The organism is Flavobacterium taihuense (genome assembly GCF_019351435.1).
GTDB lineage: Bacteria > Bacteroidota > Bacteroidia > Flavobacteriales > Flavobacteriaceae > Flavobacterium > Flavobacterium taihuense.
In genome coordinates this window covers 98,876-121,140 of the sequence record NZ_JAHWYN010000013.1, presented here as the reverse complement: position 1 = coordinate 121,140, position 22,265 = coordinate 98,876, and the positions used below count along the sequence as shown (strand labels likewise).

Here is a 22,265-nt window from a genome sequence, read left to right as displayed (position 1 = left end):
TTTTTAATAATCAATTTACCCCGAAATTAGGTGGTCAATTTGAACTGGAAAGTGGTGGTCAGTTTGCTCCGGAACTGGTGGTCAATTTACACTGGAAAGTGGTGGTCAATTTGACCGGTTTTTCCAGTTAATTACGCAAAGTTCAAAAATTGACTTTTCATAAAAAAGGACATGAAAATTTGACTAAAATTTTCTCTCTAAAAGGTTTAAGAGGTTCTATATAATGTTTCGAAGATCAGTCGCACTTTGTTGGGTTGTGAAACTGATTATTCGCAGCTACGGCTCAAATATAATTTGTCGTCAACTTCTTCAGTAGGTTGTACTGGATCAGCAACACTGAAAAAAAACATTTAATTTAAAATGTTAGCATGCAGATTTTGCTATTCTGAAATAGCCACTCATAAAGGTGGTATTTTCAATCTAAAGCATTTGTGCAATTTTAGACTATTTATAAAGTTTACAAGTCTTCGTCAGATCTTTTAATAAAATCTATTGAATTTAATGCGATATTTCTAATTTGTCTCTTATGGTTGAAGATTAGGGGTTCGAACCCATAAAAAAATTATAGTATTCGGGATATTAGGACACGATTGTCGACATCCGCTCTTCAAGTTTACGCATATCCTCGCTGAGTTTTTGTTCAACTACCTTAGCATAGATTTGAGTGGTACGAATACTTGTATGTCCAAGCATCTTTGATACACTCTCTATTGGTACACCGTTACTCAGGGTAACGGTAGTTGCAAAAGTATGCCGTGCGATATGAAAGGTGAGAATTTTTGTTATACCGCACATGTCAGCAATCTCTTTCAGGTAGCCGTTCATTCGCTGGTTTGAAATTACAGGAAAAACTGTACCGTTATTCAGAGCTCTTGGATCATCTCTGTATTTATCCATTAACTCTATAGCCTGTGGAAGCAGTGGTACCCGTATTCTTATATCTGTTTTTGCCCTGCTTGTTGATATCCAAAGCCCGCCGTCTATACCCGTAATAATTTTGTTTGGAGCCAGTTCGGCGAGTTCAATATAGGAAAGACCTGTATAGCAGCTAAACTGGAACATATCCCGAACATGCTCCAGCCGTTCGATCGTAAACTCTTTATTAGCTAATGCTGTAAGCTCTTTACTGTTCAATGACTCCCGATCCACTTTGTCAAAATGCTTCTTGAAGCTGGTAAATGGATCTTTAGACAGCCAATCCAACTTGACCGCCATATTTATCATTTTACGCAACCGTTCAATGTGCTTCATAATGCCGTTGTTGTTAAGTGGCTTTTGGTGGTCTTTGGGAACATAATTAAAAAGGTAGCGTTCAAAATCCAAGATGAATTTATATTTAAGCTGTGAAAGGACAATATCATTTCTGTATAGTTTCTCTTTTAGAAATATTTTTACATACCGCTGTGTGGTATGATAGTTCTTCATAGTTCCAGGAGCAAGCTTATGTAGTTGCTGCTCATTATGATATTCCATTAGTGATACTAATGTGGGAGCCAGGTGGTCTATTCCCAATACTTTATCGCGGATTGCAGGGCCATCAATTGGTACATCAGTCAGAACCATCTGCTGATACGTATTTATAATCTTTGCCTTGAACTGATTAAGGAACATGTTGAGTTCAATTGTTTCTTTACGACTTCCCTTGGCCATGCCTTTTCTTTCATCCCATTCATTTGCGTTAACTGATCGCTTTATTGAAATCTCGGTTCGCTTTCCGTTTACCGTTACCCTAGCACAGATAGGAGCCGAACCTTGCGTCGTGGTTTTTTGTATCTTTAGGTAAAAAAGTACCCCGAATGTTGTAGTAGCTGCTTTCATATCTCAAAAATTTAATGTTTTAGATCATTTGCACATTAAAATGAGTCCCGATACTGCCGAATTTTTGGTTAAAAAAACGCGTATTCCGAGAAGCATCAAATGTTAAAATTTGAGTACAACTGACTGGTAATTAAATGATTAAATTGATTTCTGGGACCTAAAGGTAAAAAAAGAAAAGGGGTAGCCGAATAGGTCCCATTTTCTTTGATATAACTTGAATGTTTTGGAGTGGAATAAAAAGAAAAACCCTTTAAATCATACGATTTAAAGGGTTTTGACTGCCTATGGAAGGCTTTTTTGTCGGGGTGGCAGGATTCGAACCTGCGGCCTCCTGCTCCCAAAGCAGGCGCGATAACCGAGCTACGCTACACCCCGTAATTCGAGTGCAAATATAAGGTTTATTTCTGCTTTTCAAAGCGATTTTCTAAAATAATTAAAATTTATTTCAACATCAATTTTTTGGATTTATTAGGGTATGTATTTTTTATAATAAAGAGTACATTTGTAACTCAAAAAATAAAAAATATGTCAGACACAATAGAAAAAATCAAATGCCTTATTATAGGTTCTGGACCAGCAGGTTATACTGCAGCCATATATGCAGCCAGAGCTAATATGAATCCTGTTTTATACCAAGGAATGCAACCAGGGGGTCAATTGACGACTACCAATGAAGTCGAAAACTTTCCAGGTTATGTAGATGGAGTTACTGGTCCGGAAATGATGGTACAGTTGCAAAGTCAAGCACAACGTTTTGGTACTGATATCCGTGATGGTTGGGCTACCAAAGTAGATTTCTCAGGAGATATTCATAAAGTTTGGATCAATGATAAAATAGAATTGCATTGCGAAACCGTAATTATTTCTACAGGTGCTTCTGCGAAATATCTGAATATTGCATCAGAACAACACTATCTAAAAATGGGTGGTGGAGTTTCGGCTTGTGCTGTTTGTGACGGATTCTTCTATAGAAATCAAGAAGTTGTAATAGTTGGGGCCGGAGATTCAGCTTGTGAAGAAGCTCATTATTTATCTAAATTATGTTCTAAAGTGACGATGTTGGTTCGTAGCGAAAAGTTTAGAGCTTCCAAAATTATGGAAGAACGCGTTCGTAAAACCGAAAACATTACGATTTTGATGAATCACGATACAGTAGATGTGCTGGGAGATGAGCAAGTAGTTACTGCCGTTAAAGCAAGAAACAAAACAACAGGTGAAGTTTTTGATATTCCGGCTACTGGTTTCTTTGTGGCCATTGGACATCAACCGAACACTGAAATTTTTAAAGAGTATTTGACTTTAGACGAAACAGGATATATTATAAATACCCCTGGAACTTCAAAAACAAATGTTAATGGCGTTTTTGTTGCGGGAGATGCTGCGGACCACGTGTACCGTCAAGCAATTACGGCTGCGGGTACTGGTTGTATGGCTGCTCTTGATGCCGAAAGATATTTGGCTTCTAAAGACTAAATTTTTCTTTATAAAATGAAAAGTCCCAATTTTTTAAGTTGGGACTTTTTTTATATATGAATTCTGAGATTAAAAACTCAGCTTAGGGATTACTTCGTCTTTTTAATCAATTGTGCTTCGCCTAAAAATTTACGGACTTCAATTTTAGGAGTGCCAAGGACGTAAATTTTTGAAGCATCAATAGCGTCAACCACAAGTGTTGTATCAGCCATTAAATTGCAAATTGCGTTACTTTCAGTAGTTACATCGGCATTTTTTATAGTGAAATTAACTCCTGTAAATACGGAATTGTTATCCAGACGTATGATTGCATTGGTAGCTTCTCCTTCTATAGTGGCTATTGCTTTTTGGTACTGATCAAATGCCAACTCAGTGGTTGCGATCAAAGCTTTGATTTGTGTATTTTTACTCAATTGAATTTTTGATTTTTCAGCTTTTAAATTAAGCTCAATCTTCGATTTATCGTCAGCTATTAATGTGAAATTTTTTGAATTGACATTCAAGTATAATTTGGCAAAATCCAAAGATTTAAATGCAATGTCATCCAGTTGAATGGCTTCAAGTGCATTAACAATTGTTAGGTTTTTGGCTATAACGGATTTTAAATCATTGGTATATTTCATTCGAACAATCAGTTTTTTGAAACTAGTTGCTTCTTTAGGAGTGTAAATGCGAAGCGTTTTTTCTTTTATGTCAAAAGAAATGTTGTCATGGAGATTGTCGTCAGCTTCAATTTTTATTTCGTTTTTAGGACCTTTTTCTAAGAAAACAGTTAGATTGTCTTCAATTTCAATTGCGGTAAATTCGTCAATTTCTTTTGGTTTTTCGACAACGACTTTAGAACCTTTTATTCTTTCTTTATTTTGGCCAATAGTAAGGTTTGTTGCAAGTAAGAAAAATACAAGTACGTGAAAATATTTCATTTTAAAACAATTTGGGTTGGGTACAAATATAAAAAAATCACCCATTTTTGATGGATGATTTTAGAAATATTTAAGGAAAATACACTTACTCTTGATGAATACTTCCTCCAGAATTCTCTTCTTTTTTAATTGATTTTGGGGGGTTGTTATACGCAATGTTTCCACCGCTGGAAGCTTTAGCATTTAAACTTACAATCGGATGAACGGAAATAGATCCGCCACTTGATGAATCGGCCGTTACATCATTGGCCAATAATTCATCGGCATCTATAACAGATCCGCTGGAAGCCGATGTCTCTAGTTGCATTGCTTTTCCTTTTATAGTTTGATTACTGGCGCTACTGCTTGACAATTGAATTTTTTCGTACTCTAGAGTAGCATGAATTGACGCAGCACTCGATGATGCAAGATTCAAATTGCTTCCTTTTAAAGTCGTTTTGCTGTTAATAGTAGCAGCTGATGAGGCTTCTAGTCCTTCTATTACAGGCATTTTTACTGTTATTTTTTTTGAGGAAACATTGATAAAGTTACCTGATGTACAAGAAATAATCAGCACTCCATTTTCTACTTTGGTAGTGATTTCTTTCTGTAAATTATCGTCGGCCTCTACGATTATTTCGGTTTTGTCTGATTGTTCAATGACAAGATCTAAAGCATTATTTACTTCTACATTTTTGAAATCGCCAGTAACCGATCTTTTTTCAGTAGTTACATGGCCGCTTCCTTTAATTGCATTGATTTCTCCCAGTTGATTACAAGATCCAAAAAGCAAAGCCGTTAATGTAACGATAATAAATTGGGTGATTAATGTGATGACTTTTAACATGATTATTCGGTTTTATTTTGATTGAATAATATCACCAGTTGCAATGGTGTGTGTTGGTACTTCTTTTTTGGTGGAACCAAGTATTAAATAATAATTTTTAAAATAGGAAGGCAATCCTTCTGCCTGATGATTAATCGAATTTCTAACTTCAAAATGCAGATGCGGAAAGAATGAACTACCGGAGGTTCCAATAGAAGCTATTTTCTGTCCTTTTTTTACTCGATCACCTACTTTTAATGCGATTGCGCTTTTGTTTTTCAAATGTCCATACATGCTATATGAATTTGCACCATGTTTTATAACAATATAATTTCCATATAAAGTTAATGGATTATCTTTTAATGATGGAATATCAAAAGTTTTATCGTCTTTTTTATTGGTTTCGATAGCTGCAATTTCACCATCTGCAACAGCCAAAACATCAGTTCCAAAACCAAACCAGTCTCTATCGTTTTCCCCCTTTGAAATAAATTTTTTCCCTTCTGAATCAACTACTACAAAATCATAAGCATATCTCATGAAATTTCCAGTGAATCCTAATTGCTTTATTGGAGCAAATTCGTAATCAAAACGCCTGTGATGTGAATAAAAATCATGCCCGTCATACACCAGTATTTTATTTTTTAGAGGCAGAATGAAATCCGACTTTTGTTCATAATCTGTTGGAATAACTACTTTTTTAATCTCAATGCTATCATTGAAAACAAATGTATATTCCAATTTATCAGTCATACTATTTAGATCTGGAAAAGGATTAAAAATCATTTTTCTTGAAACACTATTCCATTCGATGTTTGGAATAGTGTTTATACTTGGGGCTGTACCATTATTATCCAAAAACTTTTGTTGGACAAGTTTATTTTGCCTGTCAAAAGCAGATATTTCTAGCTTGGTTAATTTAAGGCTATCCGTGGATAGATTTTCTATAACAAAATCAAAATTTAAACTGTATTGCTGTTCATTGATTTTTTCTTTCAGCGGATGCTCAGGTTTGCATTCAATTGTAAGTTTGTTTTGAGCATTAACAGACAAGGCAGATAATCCAAAAATAAGTACTGCAAAAAATTGAATGGTTTTCATCGTTACTTATTCGGTTTTAATGATTATACCGTCTTTGTTGATTTTCAATTCTTTGAAATTCTTTTTGGTTTTAACAACCGAATCACTTTCTACAGTGACACCATTTTCATTGATGGTTACATTTGTTTCGTTGTCATCATCTTCATCATTATAGTCATTATCATCGTTTGGACAATTTAAACATCTTATTTTATTGTCTTCTACTCTGAAAATATCATTAGTAGAATCAGGATGCCATAAAAAGTAATCACCATCTGTACGATCATAATTTCTCATTGAATCGTCTGGTTTCAATAATGTGCCTTGGGGCAAGTATAAAGTGATTTCTATTTCTTGATCCCTGAATTTGTTTTTTAAATCAGTAATTAAATAGTTGTCAAATATCAATTGGTTGCCAACGATTTTATAGTTGTAACGAATGGCATCAGCTCTTTTTTTAGCTTCAGACAGTGATTTTCCTTTGGCTTCTTTTTCAATTTGTAGATAAGCATATTTTTCTTCTGATTTTTCGATTCTGATGCTTACTTGATTTGAATAAATAATGTCATTATTCAAAGAATCTTGAGTAATCATAAACTCATTTCGGTCATCCACATTTTTAGCAAAATAATCATTGTGCTTGAATTTGATTAAAAGAGTATCTGTTGGTTTTATATTAATGGTTTCTTTTTGAACCGATCTGCCATTTACCGCAAATGCTGTTGCTTGTTTTATACCGATTGAGATTGCAAGTGAAACTGCGATTAACCAAAGGGCTAATAAAGTGTATTTTGCAATGTTTCCAATAGAGTTCATGTTGGGTGCCAATAATTTGAATCCTAATAAAGTCATGAAGAAAAATGGAATTCCAACCGCTAAAAACATTAATAAACCAAAAGTCCAAACGGGGTAATCAGTGAAGTTTCCTGCTTCTACAAATGATTGCCAAGGAAAGTTTATAGATGTAGTAGTTCCCAAAGTAAATACTCCAATGAATAGCATAACAAGCACCACTAAACCTGATATTATTAAAACAACTCCTAGAAACTTAGCGAAAATCTTGAAAACGGTCATGATAAAATCACCTAAACCACTTCCTATTTTTTCGGCACCTGATTTTACTTGATTGCCAAATTTGTCATAATCAGCGTTTTTTATTTTTCCGGAAACACTTTCAAATTCTTCACGAACCTTTTTTTCAATATTAGAAATGGTTACCGGTTCTCCTGTCATTTCTAATTTTTCAGATGTGGTTATCGCTTCAGGAGTTACAATCCAGAGAATGACGTATGCCAAAATTCCAGTCCCAAATCCAGCAAAAACAAATATTAAAAACATTATTTTTAACCAAACTGCATCAATTCCAAAATAATGTCCTAAACCAGTGGCAACACCACCTATCATTCCGTTTTCTTTGTCACGGTATAGTTTTTTAGTACTTCTTGGAGCTGCATAATCTCTATTGTTTGTTGAATTTGGACCGTCTTCTTCAATGATGTAATCTTCTGGTTGTCCCATTACGGCGATAACATCGTCTACTTCTCTAATGGTTACTACGTGTTTTTCTGTCTTTTGTTTCTCTGTCAATAGTTCCGAAACTCGCATTTCGATATCTTTGATGATTTCTTCTTGTCCGGATGATTTTGACAGCGAACGTTTGATAGCGTCAAAATAACGGGTTAATTTTTGGTATGCATCTTCGTCAATATGGAAGAACATTCCGCCTAGATTTATATTTACAGTTTTGTTCATGACTATTATTTTTGGTTGGTTATTAGGTTTACGGCATCAGACAATTCCGTCCATGTGCCATCTAGTTCTCTTAAAAAGGTTTGTCCAATTTCTGTCAAACCATAATATTTTCTAGGTGGTCCCGATGTAGATTCTTCCCAACGATAGTTGAGTAATCCGTCATTTTTTAATCGAGTTAAGAGCGGATAAATGGTTCCCTCCACGACCAACAATTTTGCGTTTTTTAAAGTGTCTAATATTTCTGAGGTATAAGCGTCTTTCTCTTTTAGTACTGATAAGATACAAAACTCAAGAACACCTTTACGCATCTGGGCTTTTGTGTTTTCAATGTTCATAATTTTTTAATTTGAGTGGATTTGATTTGTTGATGAAACTGTTCATTTTTGATTGATGATTGATTAATGGGATGATTATAAATAAGTTGATTGGATTCTGAGCTCATGAGATTCTATGAGTAAGTCTTAGCGATCTAGTTACTATTTATTTTAGGAACGGTATTGTAAAGGGATAGTCGTATTCTTCGCCATTAGATGCTTTGATTGAAGCATAAATAACAAGAAAGAATTCAGCTATTTTTATAGAAGCAAGCACAAAAAGCGCCAGGACACCCACTGTCAAGATTCCGATGCTGTTGCCATAATCAAAGTTTTCAAAAATGACATCATTACTGTTTACAAGATCATTGAATGAGATGTTCTTTAAAACAGTATACAAAAATATTGGAATGGCAATCATAGCCAATACCAAAGTGTAAATTAAAATGCTCAATTGAAAGTTTAGCGCTTGTTTACCGTTGTGGTCTACAAATTCCGATTGTTCTTTTTTGGATGTCCATAGGATAATTGGAAATATATAATTCCCAAACGGAATTATATATTGACTAAAAGTGCTCAAGTGTGTAAATGCTGCAATGTTTCTTTCGGTTGAAGTTTCCATTTTTTTGATTTTTTGATTTCGTTTTTTTGATTGATGATTGATGACAGAAATTAATTAGATGACTTACCTAGTAATTTCTTATGCAAATATATGTCCGAAAGACAGTATCTTGTATCACATAGTAGTATATATTAACACAATATTAACAAAAAATAGCAGTATTGAAAGAAAAAAGCTCTTATTTTGACAGCTATGCGATCTCAAAACCCAAATTTTATTAACTTAGACATAAAACCCAAAAGACTTTACCCAATGGTTTAATTTGTCTTGTTGTGGAGCGAAAAGCTTGAAATAACGTTAATTGAAAATTTTTATATGCACGCATGGTATTTTTTGTATTTTAGCAAAAAAATCTATTACATGGAATTAACGGTATCTAAATTGAATCGATTTATATTTTTCAAATTGCCTTCTGCATTTATATGTGGGATACGAGTGAAATCTATTGACAATGAAAAATGCGAGGTGACAGTAAAACACCGATGGATTAACCAAAATCCTTTTAATTCTATGTATTTTGCTGTACAGGCAATGGCTGCTGAGATGACAACAGGTGCGATGGTGATTGATAAAATCCAGAAAAGCGGAAAAAAAATATCGATGCTGGTAGCTAATAATAAATCTAACTTTTCTAAAAAAGCGACAGGCAGAATCACTTTTGTATGCCAAGACGGCCATTTAATTGAGGAAGCGATTCAAAAGACAATTGCCAATGGCGAAGGTCAAACATTTTGGATGAAATCTATAGGTACTAATGAAGAAGGAGTTCAGGTTTCTGAAATGGATTTTGAATGGAGTGTTCGATTGAAATAAGCTGTTTTTATAAAAACAAAAAAAGCTTCGTTTCTAGTTAACGAAGCTTTTTTTAATATAAGGCAATGGTGAATTAATAATTATATAGAAAACAACCTTACTTTCAATCATCGAGAGTTGTATTCTTTGGGGCTTGAATATAAATCTGTCTCAAAAATAGAAAAACTATATCGTAATAGTCTTAAAATTATATTAAATTTTAATTTGAAATTAAAAGTGTCAATATAAAGTTCCTTTTTTATTTTTAAAAAAAGATGACAATTTGACATTTTAGAAGTTTTGGCAGTACTTTTGCAATCGAATTTAATGAATAAAACTATGTTTAAGAATTTTTTTAAAAATAAAAGTAATATGACTACAGAAAATACAGAATTCGATCAAGAAATAGATGATGTAACATTAGAGAATAATGCAAATGGTGAGCAACTTATTATTGAAGAATTAAGTGTTGAAGAGCAGTTAACACAAGACTTAGCCAAAGAAAAAGATAAGTTTTTGAGATTATTTGCTGAATTTGAAAATTACAAAAGACGTACTACAAAAGAAAGAATCGAGTTGTTTAAAACAGCTAATCAAGAAGTTTTGCTTGCTATGTTACCTGTATTGGATGATTTTGACAGAGCAATGGTTGAAATTAACAAATCGGAAGATGAATTGTTAGCCAAAGGTGTAGAATTGATTCATGAAAAATTGAAAGGAACGTTGGTTGCCAAAGGATTAGAGCAAGTTGATGTTAAAGCGGGTGATACATTTGATGCGGATTTTGCTGAAGCTATTACTCAAATTCCGGCAGCATCTGACAAGATGAAAGGGAAAATTGTGGATGTTCTTGAAAAAGGATACAAACTAGGCGATAAAATTATTCGTTTTCCAAAAGTGGTAATTGGTAACTAAAAAAATCAAATTGCAAATCCTAAATTCTAATGTGTTGAACGGTTGGAATTTGGTCCTGAAAGTTTCGGGATTAAAATTTGGAATTTACTTTAAATTATTATGAAAAAAGATTTTTACGAAATATTAGGCATTTCAAAAGGTGCAGATGCTGCTGAAATTAAAAAGGCATACAGAAAAAGTGCATTGAAGTACCATCCTGACAAGAATCCTGGCGACAAAGAGGCAGAAGAAAAATTTAAATTGGCTGCCGAAGCATACGAAGTATTGAGTGATCCTGCCAAAAAAGCAAAGTATGACCAATATGGGCATCAAGCATTTGATGGTTCTGGAGGTTTTGGCGGAGGTCATGGCGGTATGAATATGGATGATATCTTTAGTCAATTTGGAGATATTTTTGGTGGTGGTTTTGGAGGATTTGGCGGAGGCGGAGGCGGAGGTCCTCGTCGCGTAAAAGGAAGTAATTTGCGTATTAAAGTAAAATTGACTCTCGAAGAAATCGCCAATGGTGTCGAGAAAAAAGTAAAAGTAAAACGTAAAGTTCAAGCTCAGGGCGTAAGCTACAAAACGTGTTCAACTTGTAATGGTCAAGGTCAGGTAATGAGAGTTACCAATACGATTTTAGGTAGAATGCAATCGGCTTCAACTTGTCCTACTTGTGGTGGTTCTGGTCAAATTTTGGACAAAAAACCAAGCAATGCCGATTCTCAAGGAATGGTTGTAGAAGACGAAACGGTTTCTATAAAGATTCCAGCGGGGGTTGTAGACGGAATGCAGTTGAAAGTTTCCAGTAAAGGAAATGATGCTCCAGGAAATAGTGTACCGGGAGATTTAATTGTAGTCATTGAAGAAATTGAACATGAGTTCTTGAAACGTGAAGGTGAAAACCTGCACTACGATTTATACATTAGTTTCGCAGAAGCTGTTCTTGGAATTTCAAAAGATATTGACGCGGTAAACGGTAAAGTAAGAATCAAACTCGAAGAAGGAATTCAATCCGGTAAAATCCTGCGATTAAAAGGAAAAGGTATTCCAAGTATCAATGGATACGGAAGTGGAGATTTATTAGTTCACGTAAATGTTTGGACTCCAAAGACCTTGAATAAAGAACAAAAACAGTTCTTTGAAAAAGCATTGACGGATGATAACTTTACTCCAAATCCTGAAAAATCAGATAAATCATTTTTTGAAAAAGTAAAAGATATGTTTTCTTAACTTTTTTTAAGATAAAAAATACAAACCCATCCTTTATTCGTTTAGGATGGGTTTTTTAATGCATTATTAAGAGAATTTCGTTTTGAAATTATTTACTTTTACGCCAATTAAAAAAGTAGCATGAGTAACATACTTGAAGTAAATAAAGTCGTTAAGCAATATGGTGATTATGTAGCGCTTAACGAAGTATCATTGACCGTTCCCAAAGGAAGCATATACGGGCTTCTTGGTCCAAATGGAGCAGGAAAGACTTCTCTAATTCGAATCATAAATCAGATTACGATGCCCGATAGTGGCGAAATCATTCTAGATGGTGAAAAACTTCAGCCCAAACACATACAATACATAGGATATCTCCCAGAAGAAAGAGGCTTGTACAGCTCTATGAAAGTAGGCGAACAATGTTTGTATTTGGCACAAATGAAAGGATTGTCCAAAGCAGAAGCCAAAAAACAACTCGAATATTGGTTTGATCGCTTGGGAATTCAAGGCTGGTGGAACAAGAAAATTCAAGAATTGTCCAAAGGAATGGCACAGAAAATACAATTTGTGGTTTGCGTTTTACATAAACCTAAATTATTGATTTTTGACGAACCTTTTTCTGGATTTGATCCTGTAAATGCTAATGTCATTAAAGATGAAATATTGGCATTGAGAGAGGAAGGCGCAACGATTATTTTTTCTACCCATAGAATGGAAAGTGTTGAGGAATTGTGTGATCATATCGCATTGATTCATAAATCGAATAAGTTGATAGAGGGCAAACTAATTGATGTAAAAAGACAATTCAAAACGAATAGTTTTGAAGTAGGTATTTTGTCAGACAATGTGGAAGGTTTGATGTTTGATATTACTCAAAAATTCAGGGTGGGTGAAGCCAATTTTAAATCATTAAATGACGAAATAAAACTGGAAATTCAACTTGGTAATGCCACACCAAATGAATTATTGAATGTTCTGACAAAACGTGGTCAAGTAATGCATTTTGTGGAGAAAATCCCAAGTGTGAATGATATTTTTATTCAAACGGTAACAGCATAGAATTTAGATTATAAATCCGAAATCCTTATTCACAAGTCTAAAATCCGAAATCTAAAATTAAAAAATGAGTATTATTTCATTAATCATAAAAAGAGAGTTTATTGCCAAAGTTCGCAATAAGTCATTTGTTGTTATGACTTTTTTAAGTCCGTTGCTGTTTGTTGCGATTGCTGGTTTTGTTGCGTATTTAAGCTCTATGAAAGCCGAAACAAAACGTGTTGCAATTCATGATGAATCGGGTTTATTTGTCAACGAGTTTGTAGCTCAGAATAATAAAGACAGTGAATACAGATACTTGGATTTATCGGCAATAGATGTTCAGGCTCTTAAAGACAGTATAACTAAAGAAGATTTTGAAGCCTTACTTTATATTCCAAAGACGATAAGTAACAAAGATTTAGAAAATAAAATTCAATTGGTTTCCAACAATAGTCCTAGTATTATTTTTATCGAAAAAGCCCAAGGAATTATTGCAGATAAGCTCACCAAAAATAATCTTGAAATGGCGCATTTGGACACTTTGGCAATAGAAGGTGCCAAGGCCGAAGTAGTTTTGAATCTGTCTAAAGCATCTGGTGAAGAAAGTATCAAGGGACTTAACGAAATAAAAATTGCAATAGGTGGTGCATTTGGTTACCTTATAATGATGTTCATAATCATTTATGGAAATATGGTGATGCGCTCTGTCATCGAAGAAAAAACGAATCGTATAGTTGAGATAATCATTTCCTCGGTAAAACCATTCCAATTGATGATGGGTAAAATTATCGGAACTTCATTGGCAGGTTTATTGCAATTTTTAATTTGGACAGTTATCGGTTTGTCGTTAATGTTTGCTGCCTCTGCATTTTTTGGTGTCAATATCGGTCCAACGTCTAGAGTTTCTCCCGAAATGATGCATGTTGCCCAGCAAGAATTTTCAGGAACTGCCCAAATGTATATCAAAGAATTATGGAATCTGCCTATTGCCACTATTTTGATCGGTTTTGTTGTTTATTTTATTGGAGGATATTTTCTGTACAGTTCTTTTTATGCGGCTATTGGAGCAGCAGTTGATAATCAGACTGATTCGCAACAATTTCTTTTGCCTATTATCATGCCATTAATGTTGAGTGTTTATATTGGATTTTTTACCGTTATTAATGACCCTCATGGGACTATTGCGGTCATTTTTTCTATGATACCCCTTACATCGCCTATTGTTATGCTAATGCGTATTCCTTTTGGGGTACCATGGTGGCAAATTGCAATTTCCGTATCTTTGTTGTTTGCAAGCTTTTTTGGCGTAGTTTGGTTTGCTGCCAAGATTTACCGAGTTGGGATTTTGATGTATGGAAAAAAAACGAGTTGGAAAGAGTTGTATAAATGGTTAAAGTATTAAATAAGTAAAAAACACAGCAAACTTAAATAGTTATTTATGCCAAAAATTCTGATTATAGAAGACGAAGTAGCCATTAGAAGGGTATTAGTGAGTATACTTTCTGAGGAAAACGAGTCTTATGAAGTTGATGTTGCCGAAGATGGTATGATAGGGCTTGAAAAAATAAAAGAGAATGACTATGATTTAGTTTTATGTGACATAAAAATGCCAAAAATGGATGGCGTTGAATTACTGGAAGCTGTAAAAAAAATTGATACCGAAATTCCTATTGTAATGATTTCTGGGCATGGGGATATGGAAACAGCAATAAACACCATGCGCCTTGGGGCATTTGACTATATTTCAAAACCGCCCGATTTAAACCGATTGCTAAATACAGTTCGAAATGCATTGGACAAGAAAAAACTGGTTGTAGAAAATAAAATTTTAAAGAAAAAAGTTAGTAAAAAATACGAAATAATAGGAGAAAGTGAACCAATCAATCTGGTGAAAGTCATGATTGATAAAGTGGCTAAAACCGATGCCAGAGTTTTGATCACTGGTCCAAATGGAACAGGGAAAGAATTGGTGGCTCATCAATTGCATGACAAAAGCGATCGTACTAGTGCTCCAATGATAGAAGTCAATTGTGCGGCAATTCCGGGTGAGTTGATCGAAAGTGAATTGTTCGGACACGTAAAAGGAGCTTTTACATCGGCGGTGAAAGATCGTGCCGGAAAATTTGAGGCAGCCAATAAAGGAACTATTTTCTTGGATGAAATTGGAGACATGAGTTTGTCGGCACAGGCCAAAGTTTTACGAGCTTTACAAGAAGGAATCATTACACGGGTCGGAGCAGATAATGATATAAAAGTAGATGTCCGTGTGATTGCTGCCACGAATAAAGATCTGAAAAGCGAAATAGCAGCAGGCCGTTTTAGGGAGGATTTATACCATCGTTTGGCTGTTATTTTGATAAAAGTGCCTTCTTTGAATGATAGAAGAGAAGATATTCCTTCCTTGATTGAATATTTTTCAAATAAAATTGCTGTAGAGCAAGGAAATGCGGTTAAACATTTCTCCAGAGAAGCAATTCGTTTGTTGCAGGAATATGATTGGACAGGGAATATTAGAGAATTACGTAATGTAGTAGAACGCTTGATAATCCTTGGCGGAAACGAGATTTCCGAAAGTGATGTTGTCGCTTTTGCAAGTAAATAAAAATTAATTATAAATTAGGAATTGATTGGCAGTAAAAGCGACACGATTTTGGCTGAAATCAGAAAACTAAAATTTAAAATGAAACTAAAGAAATTAAATCAAGTATTGCAAGAAGCTCTAATTGACTGCGGATTGACAGAGGCTAATGCAATGCAAAAAGAAACTTTTTCGACTATAAAAAGTGGTTCAGATGCGATTATTATTTCCCCAAGCGGTTCTGGGAAATCTACTACTATTGTGATCAATGTAATTCAGCAATTGGTTTGTGAGGGTGAAGAATCACCGCGTGCTTTGATTATTGTGGAAGATAAAGCCAAGGTTCTGGAAATGGAAGAGCTTTTCGAGAAGTTTGGAAAATTCACCAACTTGAGAGTATATGGCGTTCACGACAAAGGCGATATGGAATATGATAAAAATTATATTTCAACAGGTATTGATGTTCTTATTGGGACGCCAAATAAATTGAGTGATATGTTCACCACTGCGGGATATAATGTAAACCGATTGAGAATGTTTATTCTTGATGACGCAGACCCAATTTTGAAATTACGCCACGAAACAAAAATCATGCGAATCTCAAATAGTATTGCTAAAACGCAACGTATTATTTTTACAGATCAATTGACCGAACGAATTGAAATCTTGGCAGAGAAAATGTTGTTAGAACCTTATATTTTTGACTTTGATGAAGAATATGACGAAGACGAAGAGGATTTAGACGATGAAGAATCAGCTAGTCAAGATGTTGATGATTTTGAAGAAGAAGATGAGGAAATTGAAGAAGATGAAGAAGAATAGAGTTTCAGATGAATCAGTAGGTAGGAAGCAGTATTCAGAAGACAGACAAAATTTAAGTGCTTTTTAGTTTAATGGTTTTGACATATTAATAATTAAAAAAAATAAAAGAATCATGGGATTAATGAAAGTATTTTCGGGAAGTGAAATTTTGGCATTAGCTTTGCAACAAAAAATTGAAGCTGCAGGAGTAGAAACTGAGATTAAAAATAATATTCAATCGGCTAGAATGTCAGGTTTTCCAAACTTAGATTCTGCTGTTGAAGTATTTATCCAAGAAACTGATTTTGCAAAAGCAAATCCGGTTATTGAAGAATTCAGGTTGAGCATCTAGTTGAATCAAATTGATTTTAATTTTTTGAAAAACCTTGAGACTTATTCCAGTATCAAGGTTTTTTTTATAGTATAATAATTTTATAATGAAACAAGTACAATACAAAATGATTGTTTTAGATATGGATGACACGCTGTTGACAGACGATCATACAATATCAGAAGAGAACAAGGAAATGATTTTTAAAGCCCAAGAGATGGGTGTTTATGTTGTTTTGGCTTCAGGCAGACCAACATCGGCGATGACAGCCTATGCCAAAGAATTGAAGATGGATTTTTATAATTCATTTATGCTTTCCTATAATGGTGCTGTAATTACTGATTTGAAAGAAGATGCAATTCTTTTTGAACAAATGTTGACCAAGGAACAAATTCATGAATTGTATGATTACAGTTTAAAGAACAAGACGCATATCATTACCTATTTAAATGATGAGATTGTAAGTGAAACTGATTCGGAATACATTGATGTAGAAAAACATATCACCGGTTTGACTCATAATAAAGTAGCGAGTTTTAAAGATGCTGTACAGTCTAATGCCGTAAAATGTATTTTATTGGAAGAACCTTCCTATCTCAAAACGGTTGAAGATGATTTGAAATTGACCATGCCTCATTTGAGTGTGTCGATGTCAAAACCTTTTTTCCTAGAAGTGGCACAATACGGAATTGATAAAGCATATAGTTTGAAAAAATTGGCCGAGAAATTAAACATTCATCAAAGTGAAATTATCGCTGTAGGAAATGCTGGAAATGATCTGACAATGATAGAATATGCAGGTCTAGGCGTTTGGGTAGATAATGTGACTCCTGAATTAAGAGAAAAGGCAGATCTAATTGTTGCTTCTAATAATGATCATGGAGTTGCCGAAGTAATTAATCGTTTTATTCTAAATTAATGAAATCCTTTATTGAAACCGAAAGATTGATTTTGAGGAAAATGATTCCTTCAGATGATGAAAAGATGTTCGAATTGGATTCAAATCCCGAAGTGCATCGTTTTCTGGGAAATAAACCTGTGAAAGATATTGAGGAAAGCCGAGGCTATATTGAGAATGTTAGAAAGCAATATACCGAAAATGGAATTGGCAGATGGGCCGTAATCCTTAAGGAAACTAATGAATTTATCGGTTGGTCTGGAATAAAATTAATTAAGGACGAGATAAACAATCATCATAATTTTTATGAGATTGGCTATCGCTTTATTCAGAAGCATTGGGGGAAAGGTTACGCTACCGAAGCAGGATTGGCTTTTGTGGATTATGCTTTTAAAGAAATGAAAGTAGATGTTCTATATGCATACGCAGATGCAGGAAATAAAGGTTCTAGAAAAATTTTGAAAAAATTAGGAATGCATTATGTGAATTCTTTTGAATACGAAGGTGAAGAAGAAGTCTGGTATGAAATGCGAAGTCCAAGTTTGTAATTTCGTATTTCTCAAAAATAAAAATCCGTCTCATTCAGCAATGAGACGGATTTTTTTATGAAATTTATACTGTTATTTTTTGGCAACCGAAATAAAATAATTATTTCCGTCACCCATTGTCAATTTTACTCTTTCATCGCAAACATCGATGTTGAATTTACCATTGTCATAACACGTACAAGTTGTTTTTTTGTCTTTTGACATTTCATTGTCACATTTTCCTGTTTTATAGCCAGCCAATTGTGGTGTGTAAAAAGAAACTAAATCTGTGGAAGCAGTTACTAATGAAATGATACTCGCTGAGTTGTCATTGGCAATTCTGTATACGATTCTGTCAGTATAGTTGATATTGTCTACCGAAACTTTTCTAATATAAGTATAAGAAGTCGAAGCAGTCTCAACTGATTTTTCTTCGAATTTAAAGCCAAGGCTTCTGATGTCAAGATTGAATTTTTCTTGTGAATTGTAGCTAGCCCAATTAGTTAAAGTGCTTATTGTTGGAAATGGGTTTTTAGTTGCTATGGTCGGTGCATTTTGAGCTTGCGCGCAAAGTGTAATAAATAGTAGGGAGATTGTGAGGTAGAATGATTTCATTTTTTTGTTGTTAATATTTATTTAATAGTACCTACTCTTTATGGTTTTCGGCAATCCCATTTATTGTTATTTAAAAAAGTTTCATTTTCAAAGTTTTATAGAAAAAATTAAAACAATGCAAAGAAGAAATGCAATGCTATTTATTTTCTCTGTTCTTTAAACTGATAAAATCATATAATATTACTTTATTCCTGAATTATTTTTTTTGAAATAATTTGGATTTATTTTGGTAACGGTATTTAGTGACTTTATTGGTATGAGATAAATTCAATATCGTTATATTGTTTTTGGAATTGTGAAATTAATACTTAAATAAATAAGAACAAAACCTTGAAAGAAAAAATAAAGTTTTTTTAAAGTATATAGTTTTGGGGTTTTAAACAATAAATTAGCCGAATTAAACTCAGCAACTGAAAATGGGATAAATATAAATAATCATCGGCTTTATAGTGTAAATTTTTGTTTGTAAATTTGCAGACTTAAATTTTTTGACAACGATTTCATTAGTTTAAGACAAATTATGGAAAATAGAAAAAAAGTTGCTTTTTACACGCTTGGTTGCAAACTAAATTTTTCGGAGACATCAACCATTGCCCGTAATTTGCAGGATGAGGGATTTGACCGTGTGGATTTTGAGGAAGTAGCCGATATGTACGTGATTAACACCTGTTCAGTTACTGAGAATGCCGATAAGCAATTCAAGCAAGTGGTACGCAAGGCGATGAAATTGAACGATAAGGCTTTTGTTGCTGCGGTAGGTTGTTATGCACAGTTGAAACCAGAAGAATTGGCCAATGTTGATGGAGTGGATTTGGTTCTTGGAGCTACTGAGAAATTCAAACTAGCAGATTATATCAATGATTTGTCAAAGAATGATTTTGGTGAAGTGCATTCGTGTGAAATAGCCGAAGCTGATTTTTATGTGGGCAGTTATTCGATCGGGGACAGAACACGTGCTTTTTTGAAAGTTCAAGATGGTTGTGATTATAAGTGTACCTATTGCACAATTCCTTTGGCGCGTGGAATTTCGAGAAGCGATGAATTGGAAAATGTATTGAAGAACGCCTACGAAATTTCGAAACAAAATATCAAAGAAATTGTCCTGACGGGTGTGAATATTGGGGACTATGGAAAAGGGGAATTCGGGAATAAAAAACACGAACATACTTTTCTGGAATTGGTTAAGGCATTGGACGAAGTTGTAGGAATTGAAAGATTACGTATTTCTTCGATTGAGCCTAATTTATTGAAGAATGAAACTATAGAATTTGTATCTAAAAGCAGAACTTTTGTACCGCATTTTCATATTCCGTTGCAATCGGGTAGTAATGATATCCTGAAATTGATGAAACGCCGCTATTTACGTGAAGTCTATACCGAAAGAGTGAATAAAATTCGTGAAGTGATGCCACATGCTTGTATTGGTGTGGATGTGATTGTTGGATTTCCGGGAGAAACTGATGAGCATTTCTTGGAAACCTATCATTTCCTGAATGAAATGGATATTTCGTATTTACACGTTTTTACGTATTCAGAAAGAGATAATACCGAAGCTGTAATCATGGAAGGCGTTGTCCCAGGCAATGTTAGAGCCAAACGAAGTAAAATGCTACGAGGTTTATCTGTTAAAAAGCGTAGAGCATTTTATGAAAGTCAGTTGGGAACCAATAGAACCGTACTTTTTGAAAGTGAAAATAAAGAAGGATACATTCATGGATTTACTGAGAATTACGTAAAAGTAAAAACACCTTGGAATCCAGAATTAGTAAATACTTTGCATGATATTAATTTGACAAAAATTGATGAAGACGGAAGCGTTCGAATGGAATTTTTGAATGTTGAGGTTTAAAATTTAAAATAAAAATGATTTTTAAACATAAAAAAAGCATCATTATACTTTTATAATGGTGCTTTTTTAGTTGGTAAACTTTATACCTGCCCTAATTTAGCTACTTGTTGTTTTACTGTATTAATTCATTCCAACAAAAGTTTTTGTATTCAAATTGGTTTGCAATAAATTATTTTTATTAATTTCTTTAAAGTTCAAAGAACTTACTTCATCAGTAACTGAACTTTCAATCACCATTTCAAGTTGCGCTATTTCAGATTCAATAGTGCTTTCAATAGAAAGGGGATAAGCTTCATTTGAAACTGTATTCTCAATTATTAAGTCAGATTGGGATATAATATCTTTCATAGAATCTTCGAAAACTATAAATTCTATTTCATCTGAAGTTGTGTTTTCTGTAAGCTTATCATTTTCAGTAATAATTTCGTTAACTGTTTTAGCATTGAATCCAATTACAGTTTCTGGATTAAAAATTTCAGAATCTATAATTACTTTGGGTTTTACTATTGTTGGTTTTTCATTTGATGTTATTGTGTCATTTTCGCTCAAAGAAACTAGTGCCTGATAATTAGCAACTTGACTGTTTATTGTGTTTGAAGCTTTACAAACATTAGATAAAGATACTAATGCGATTCCTAAGATTAAAATTGAATTTTTCATGATACTTTGATTTTTGATTGTTGTTTTTTTTGATTGTTGTTTTGTTGATATTAAAATCATATAATAATATCCTATGCAAATATATATCTTAAAAAAGGTATTATGCATCACATAGTACTTGAAATTAACTTTATTTTAACTTTTAAGACAGATTTGCTATTGTCCTCTAGTTAATACGAAAACCATTTCTCAATCAATTTATAGAAACATTCTAATTAAGTCAAAAAAAAATGCAAGTTTTAGGAGTAATGCAATAGATTGTATAAAACATCAAATTATACAATAATGCAGTAATTATATTTAAAAAAAATGAGCCCGATACAATATCGAGCTCATCATTATCAAAATAAATTAAATACTTGTCTATATTTTTAGAAGTAATCTGTTTTTTATTGTTTTTTTAGATTTGTAAATATTTGATATCTATACATTTATTTATTGCAGAATATTTCCCCCAAAGCTATTAACTCAAAATTCTATACCATTTAATTTGTAAACTACTGCATTTTGGCAAATTTAAAAGAAGCAGTTTTTAGTTTACGTTGGTATTGGCTAAGGATTTGTTGACCAGATACTGCTGTTTTTAATAAATACGCGTCGGTTTAATTTTAGCTGGGCAATGATTAATTCGGCCATATCTTCAGATTGCATTACTTTGTCAGGGTTGCCATCCGTAAGTTTTAATTCTTTCGCCATATCAGTAGCAACAGTACTTGGAGTTAATGCGGTCACACGTATGTTGTGTTTGCGAACTTCCTGCATTAAAGAATCGGTCAATCCTAAAACGGCAAACTTAGAAGCGCTATAAGCACTAGTAAGTGCATTTCCGTTTAATCCCGCTGTTGAAGAAATATTGATGATATCACCCGTTTGTCTTTCAATCATATTCGGTAAAATAGCGCGGGTTACATAATAGGTTCCCATTAAGTTCACTTGGATGATGCGTTCCCAAGCGGTTGGCTCTAATTCTAAAAAATTACCAAAAGCTGCAATTCCGGCGTTATTGATTAAAATGTCAATGGTTTTAAATTCAGCTAAGGCTTTTTCTACAGCTGAATTTACGGAGTTGATATTGGCAACATCTGCGGTTATGGCTAATGATTTTACGCCGAACGTGCTTGCTTGTTTGGCTACTTCGTCAATGTCTGATTGCGTTCGTGCCAATAAAATTACATTTACACCTTCTTTAGCCAAAGCAATGGCTACAGATTTACCAATTCCTTTACCAGCTCCTGTAATAAGTGCGGTTTTGTTTTTTAAGTCGTTCATTCTAGTATGTT

At 33.7% G+C, this 22,265-nt stretch carries 22 protein-coding genes and 1 tRNA gene; 12 read left to right on the top strand and 11 right to left on the bottom strand.

All coding sequences use genetic code 11. The annotated features are described in order from the left end of the window. Nucleotides 1–579: 579 nt before the first annotated feature. Nucleotides 580–1,818, bottom strand: coding sequence for a site-specific integrase (locus KZH69_RS14580; RefSeq protein ID WP_219318211.1), 1,239 nt, complete (start codon nucleotides 1,816–1,818; stop codon nucleotides 580–582). 300 nt (nucleotides 1,819–2,118) lie between these two features. Next, a tRNA-Pro gene (locus KZH69_RS14575) sits at nucleotides 2,119–2,193 on the bottom strand. A 150-nt stretch (nucleotides 2,194–2,343) separates the two neighbouring features. Here KZH69_RS14575 and trxB point away from each other — a divergent pair. Continuing rightward, the gene (trxB, locus tag KZH69_RS14570; RefSeq protein WP_219318210.1) at nucleotides 2,344–3,291 is read left to right on the top strand and encodes a thioredoxin-disulfide reductase; all 948 of its coding nucleotides are present in this window, start codon (nucleotides 2,344–2,346) and stop codon (nucleotides 3,289–3,291) included. A gap of 89 nt (nucleotides 3,292–3,380) precedes the next feature. On the opposite strand, the gene KZH69_RS14565 is transcribed toward trxB, so the two are convergent. The 6 genes from KZH69_RS14565 to KZH69_RS14540 all read right to left on the bottom strand — a co-directional run bounded on the left by KZH69_RS14565 (nucleotide 3,381) and on the right by KZH69_RS14540 (nucleotide 8,787). Continuing rightward, complete coding sequence (locus KZH69_RS14565; protein ID WP_219318209.1) at nucleotides 3,381–4,214, bottom strand: GIN domain-containing protein; 834 nt, start codon at nucleotides 4,212–4,214, stop codon at nucleotides 3,381–3,383. Between the two features lie 85 nt (nucleotides 4,215–4,299). Next, entirely contained in the window at nucleotides 4,300–5,040 is a 741-nt protein-coding gene (locus KZH69_RS14560) for a head GIN domain-containing protein (RefSeq protein WP_219318208.1), read from the bottom strand. Nucleotides 5,041–5,052: 12 nt separating this feature from the next. Beyond that, the gene (locus KZH69_RS14555) at nucleotides 5,053–6,120 is read right to left on the bottom strand and encodes a M23 family metallopeptidase (protein WP_219318207.1); all 1,068 of its coding nucleotides are present in this window, start codon (nucleotides 6,118–6,120) and stop codon (nucleotides 5,053–5,055) included. A gap of 6 nt (nucleotides 6,121–6,126) precedes the next feature. Further along, a complete protein-coding gene (locus tag KZH69_RS14550; protein WP_219318206.1) occupies nucleotides 6,127–7,851 on the bottom strand; it encodes a PspC domain-containing protein in 1,725 nt (574 codons plus the stop codon). A 5-nt stretch (nucleotides 7,852–7,856) separates the two neighbouring features. Beyond that, on the bottom strand, nucleotides 7,857–8,186 hold the full coding sequence (locus KZH69_RS14545) for a PadR family transcriptional regulator (protein ID WP_111409468.1): 330 nt from the start codon (nucleotides 8,184–8,186) through the stop codon (nucleotides 7,857–7,859). A gap of 145 nt (nucleotides 8,187–8,331) precedes the next feature. Continuing rightward, entirely contained in the window at nucleotides 8,332–8,787 is a 456-nt protein-coding gene (locus KZH69_RS14540; protein WP_219318205.1) for a DUF4870 domain-containing protein, read from the bottom strand. Nucleotides 8,788–9,147: 360 nt separating this feature from the next. Here KZH69_RS14540 and KZH69_RS14535 point away from each other — a divergent pair, with 360 nt between their 5' ends. The 10 genes from KZH69_RS14535 to KZH69_RS14490 all read left to right on the top strand — a co-directional run bounded on the left by KZH69_RS14535 (nucleotide 9,148) and on the right by KZH69_RS14490 (nucleotide 17,882). Beyond that, nucleotides 9,148–9,600 (top strand): DUF4442 domain-containing protein, encoded by a 453-nt coding sequence (locus KZH69_RS14535; RefSeq protein ID WP_219318204.1) that lies wholly within the window; start codon nucleotides 9,148–9,150, stop codon nucleotides 9,598–9,600. 318 nt (nucleotides 9,601–9,918) lie between these two features. Then, nucleotides 9,919–10,494: a nucleotide exchange factor GrpE gene (locus tag KZH69_RS14530; RefSeq protein WP_219318203.1), complete on the top strand. Its 576-nt coding sequence runs from the start codon at nucleotides 9,919–9,921 to the stop codon at nucleotides 10,492–10,494. A gap of 99 nt (nucleotides 10,495–10,593) precedes the next feature. Then, nucleotides 10,594–11,706, top strand: a complete 1,113-nt coding sequence (gene dnaJ / locus KZH69_RS14525; RefSeq protein WP_219318202.1) for a molecular chaperone DnaJ — start codon at nucleotides 10,594–10,596, stop codon at nucleotides 11,704–11,706. 120 nt (nucleotides 11,707–11,826) lie between these two features. Next, the gene (locus KZH69_RS14520) at nucleotides 11,827–12,747 is read left to right on the top strand and encodes an ABC transporter ATP-binding protein (RefSeq protein WP_219318201.1); all 921 of its coding nucleotides are present in this window, start codon (nucleotides 11,827–11,829) and stop codon (nucleotides 12,745–12,747) included. Between the two features lie 64 nt (nucleotides 12,748–12,811). Then, nucleotides 12,812–14,128, top strand: coding sequence for an ABC transporter permease (locus KZH69_RS14515; protein ID WP_219318200.1), 1,317 nt, complete (start codon nucleotides 12,812–12,814; stop codon nucleotides 14,126–14,128). 36 nt (nucleotides 14,129–14,164) lie between these two features. After that, nucleotides 14,165–15,328: a sigma-54-dependent transcriptional regulator gene (locus KZH69_RS14510; RefSeq protein ID WP_219318199.1), complete on the top strand. Its 1,164-nt coding sequence runs from the start codon at nucleotides 14,165–14,167 to the stop codon at nucleotides 15,326–15,328. A gap of 78 nt (nucleotides 15,329–15,406) precedes the next feature. Continuing rightward, entirely contained in the window at nucleotides 15,407–16,126 is a 720-nt protein-coding gene (locus KZH69_RS14505) for a DEAD/DEAH box helicase (protein WP_219318198.1), read from the top strand. 112 nt (nucleotides 16,127–16,238) lie between these two features. Then, nucleotides 16,239–16,457 carry a putative signal transducing protein gene (locus tag KZH69_RS14500; RefSeq protein WP_219318197.1) on the top strand — a complete coding sequence of 73 codons (219 nt, stop codon included), beginning with the start codon at nucleotides 16,239–16,241 and terminating at the stop codon, nucleotides 16,455–16,457. Nucleotides 16,458–16,542: 85 nt separating this feature from the next. After that, nucleotides 16,543–17,355, top strand: coding sequence for a Cof-type HAD-IIB family hydrolase (locus KZH69_RS14495; RefSeq protein ID WP_219318196.1), 813 nt, complete (start codon nucleotides 16,543–16,545; stop codon nucleotides 17,353–17,355). Beyond that, nucleotides 17,355–17,882 carry a GNAT family N-acetyltransferase gene (locus KZH69_RS14490; RefSeq protein WP_219318195.1) on the top strand — a complete coding sequence of 176 codons (528 nt, stop codon included), beginning with the start codon at nucleotides 17,355–17,357 and terminating at the stop codon, nucleotides 17,880–17,882. Before KZH69_RS14495 ends, KZH69_RS14490 begins: the two co-directional genes overlap by 1 nt. 72 nt (nucleotides 17,883–17,954) lie before the next feature. On the opposite strand, the gene KZH69_RS14485 is transcribed toward KZH69_RS14490, so the two are convergent. Next, nucleotides 17,955–18,476, bottom strand: a complete 522-nt coding sequence (locus KZH69_RS14485) for a hypothetical protein (RefSeq protein WP_219318194.1) — start codon at nucleotides 18,474–18,476, stop codon at nucleotides 17,955–17,957. 520 nt (nucleotides 18,477–18,996) lie between these two features. Between KZH69_RS14485 and mtaB the strand changes: the two genes are divergently transcribed. Further along, entirely contained in the window at nucleotides 18,997–20,325 is a 1,329-nt protein-coding gene (gene mtaB, locus KZH69_RS14480) for a tRNA (N(6)-L-threonylcarbamoyladenosine(37)-C(2))-methylthiotransferase MtaB (protein WP_219318193.1), read from the top strand. A gap of 120 nt (nucleotides 20,326–20,445) precedes the next feature. On the opposite strand, the gene KZH69_RS14475 is transcribed toward mtaB, so the two are convergent. Both KZH69_RS14475 and KZH69_RS14470 read right to left on the bottom strand, forming a co-directional pair. Then, the gene (locus KZH69_RS14475; protein ID WP_219318192.1) at nucleotides 20,446–20,985 is read right to left on the bottom strand and encodes a hypothetical protein; all 540 of its coding nucleotides are present in this window, start codon (nucleotides 20,983–20,985) and stop codon (nucleotides 20,446–20,448) included. 552 nt (nucleotides 20,986–21,537) lie between these two features. Next, entirely contained in the window at nucleotides 21,538–22,254 is a 717-nt protein-coding gene (locus tag KZH69_RS14470) for a 3-ketoacyl-ACP reductase (protein ID WP_219318191.1), read from the bottom strand. Nucleotides 22,255–22,265 lie beyond the last annotated feature (11 nt).

Bases quoted from the DNA above. Each gene is read 5' to 3' on its own strand.
- KZH69_RS14580 (WP_219318211.1), bottom strand. From the start codon at position 1,818: ATGAAAGCAGCTACTACAACATTCGGGGTACTTTTTTACCTAAAGATA.
- trxB (WP_219318210.1), top strand. From the start codon at position 2,344: ATGTCAGACACAATAGAAAAAATCAAATGCCTTATTATAGGTTCTGGA.
- KZH69_RS14565 (WP_219318209.1), bottom strand. From the start codon at position 4,214: ATGAAATATTTTCACGTACTTGTATTTTTCTTACTTGCAACAAACCTT.
- KZH69_RS14560 (WP_219318208.1), bottom strand. From the start codon at position 5,040: ATGTTAAAAGTCATCACATTAATCACCCAATTTATTATCGTTACATTA.
- KZH69_RS14555 (WP_219318207.1), bottom strand. From the start codon at position 6,120: ATGAAAACCATTCAATTTTTTGCAGTACTTATTTTTGGATTATCTGCC.
- KZH69_RS14550 (WP_219318206.1), bottom strand. From the start codon at position 7,851: ATGAACAAAACTGTAAATATAAATCTAGGCGGAATGTTCTTCCATATT.
- KZH69_RS14545 (WP_111409468.1), bottom strand. From the start codon at position 8,186: ATGAACATTGAAAACACAAAAGCCCAGATGCGTAAAGGTGTTCTTGAG.
- KZH69_RS14540 (WP_219318205.1), bottom strand. From the start codon at position 8,787: ATGGAAACTTCAACCGAAAGAAACATTGCAGCATTTACACACTTGAGC.
- KZH69_RS14535 (WP_219318204.1), top strand. From the start codon at position 9,148: ATGGAATTAACGGTATCTAAATTGAATCGATTTATATTTTTCAAATTG.
- KZH69_RS14530 (WP_219318203.1), top strand. From the start codon at position 9,919: ATGTTTAAGAATTTTTTTAAAAATAAAAGTAATATGACTACAGAAAAT.
- dnaJ (WP_219318202.1), top strand. From the start codon at position 10,594: ATGAAAAAAGATTTTTACGAAATATTAGGCATTTCAAAAGGTGCAGAT.
- KZH69_RS14520 (WP_219318201.1), top strand. From the start codon at position 11,827: ATGAGTAACATACTTGAAGTAAATAAAGTCGTTAAGCAATATGGTGAT.
- KZH69_RS14515 (WP_219318200.1), top strand. From the start codon at position 12,812: ATGAGTATTATTTCATTAATCATAAAAAGAGAGTTTATTGCCAAAGTT.
- KZH69_RS14510 (WP_219318199.1), top strand. From the start codon at position 14,165: ATGCCAAAAATTCTGATTATAGAAGACGAAGTAGCCATTAGAAGGGTA.
- KZH69_RS14505 (WP_219318198.1), top strand. From the start codon at position 15,407: ATGAAACTAAAGAAATTAAATCAAGTATTGCAAGAAGCTCTAATTGAC.
- KZH69_RS14500 (WP_219318197.1), top strand. From the start codon at position 16,239: ATGGGATTAATGAAAGTATTTTCGGGAAGTGAAATTTTGGCATTAGCT.
- KZH69_RS14495 (WP_219318196.1), top strand. From the start codon at position 16,543: ATGAAACAAGTACAATACAAAATGATTGTTTTAGATATGGATGACACG.
- KZH69_RS14490 (WP_219318195.1), top strand. From the start codon at position 17,355: ATGAAATCCTTTATTGAAACCGAAAGATTGATTTTGAGGAAAATGATT.
- KZH69_RS14485 (WP_219318194.1), bottom strand. From the start codon at position 18,476: ATGAAATCATTCTACCTCACAATCTCCCTACTATTTATTACACTTTGC.
- mtaB (WP_219318193.1), top strand. From the start codon at position 18,997: ATGGAAAATAGAAAAAAAGTTGCTTTTTACACGCTTGGTTGCAAACTA.
- KZH69_RS14475 (WP_219318192.1), bottom strand. From the start codon at position 20,985: ATGAAAAATTCAATTTTAATCTTAGGAATCGCATTAGTATCTTTATCT.
- KZH69_RS14470 (WP_219318191.1), bottom strand. From the start codon at position 22,254: ATGAACGACTTAAAAAACAAAACCGCACTTATTACAGGAGCTGGTAAA.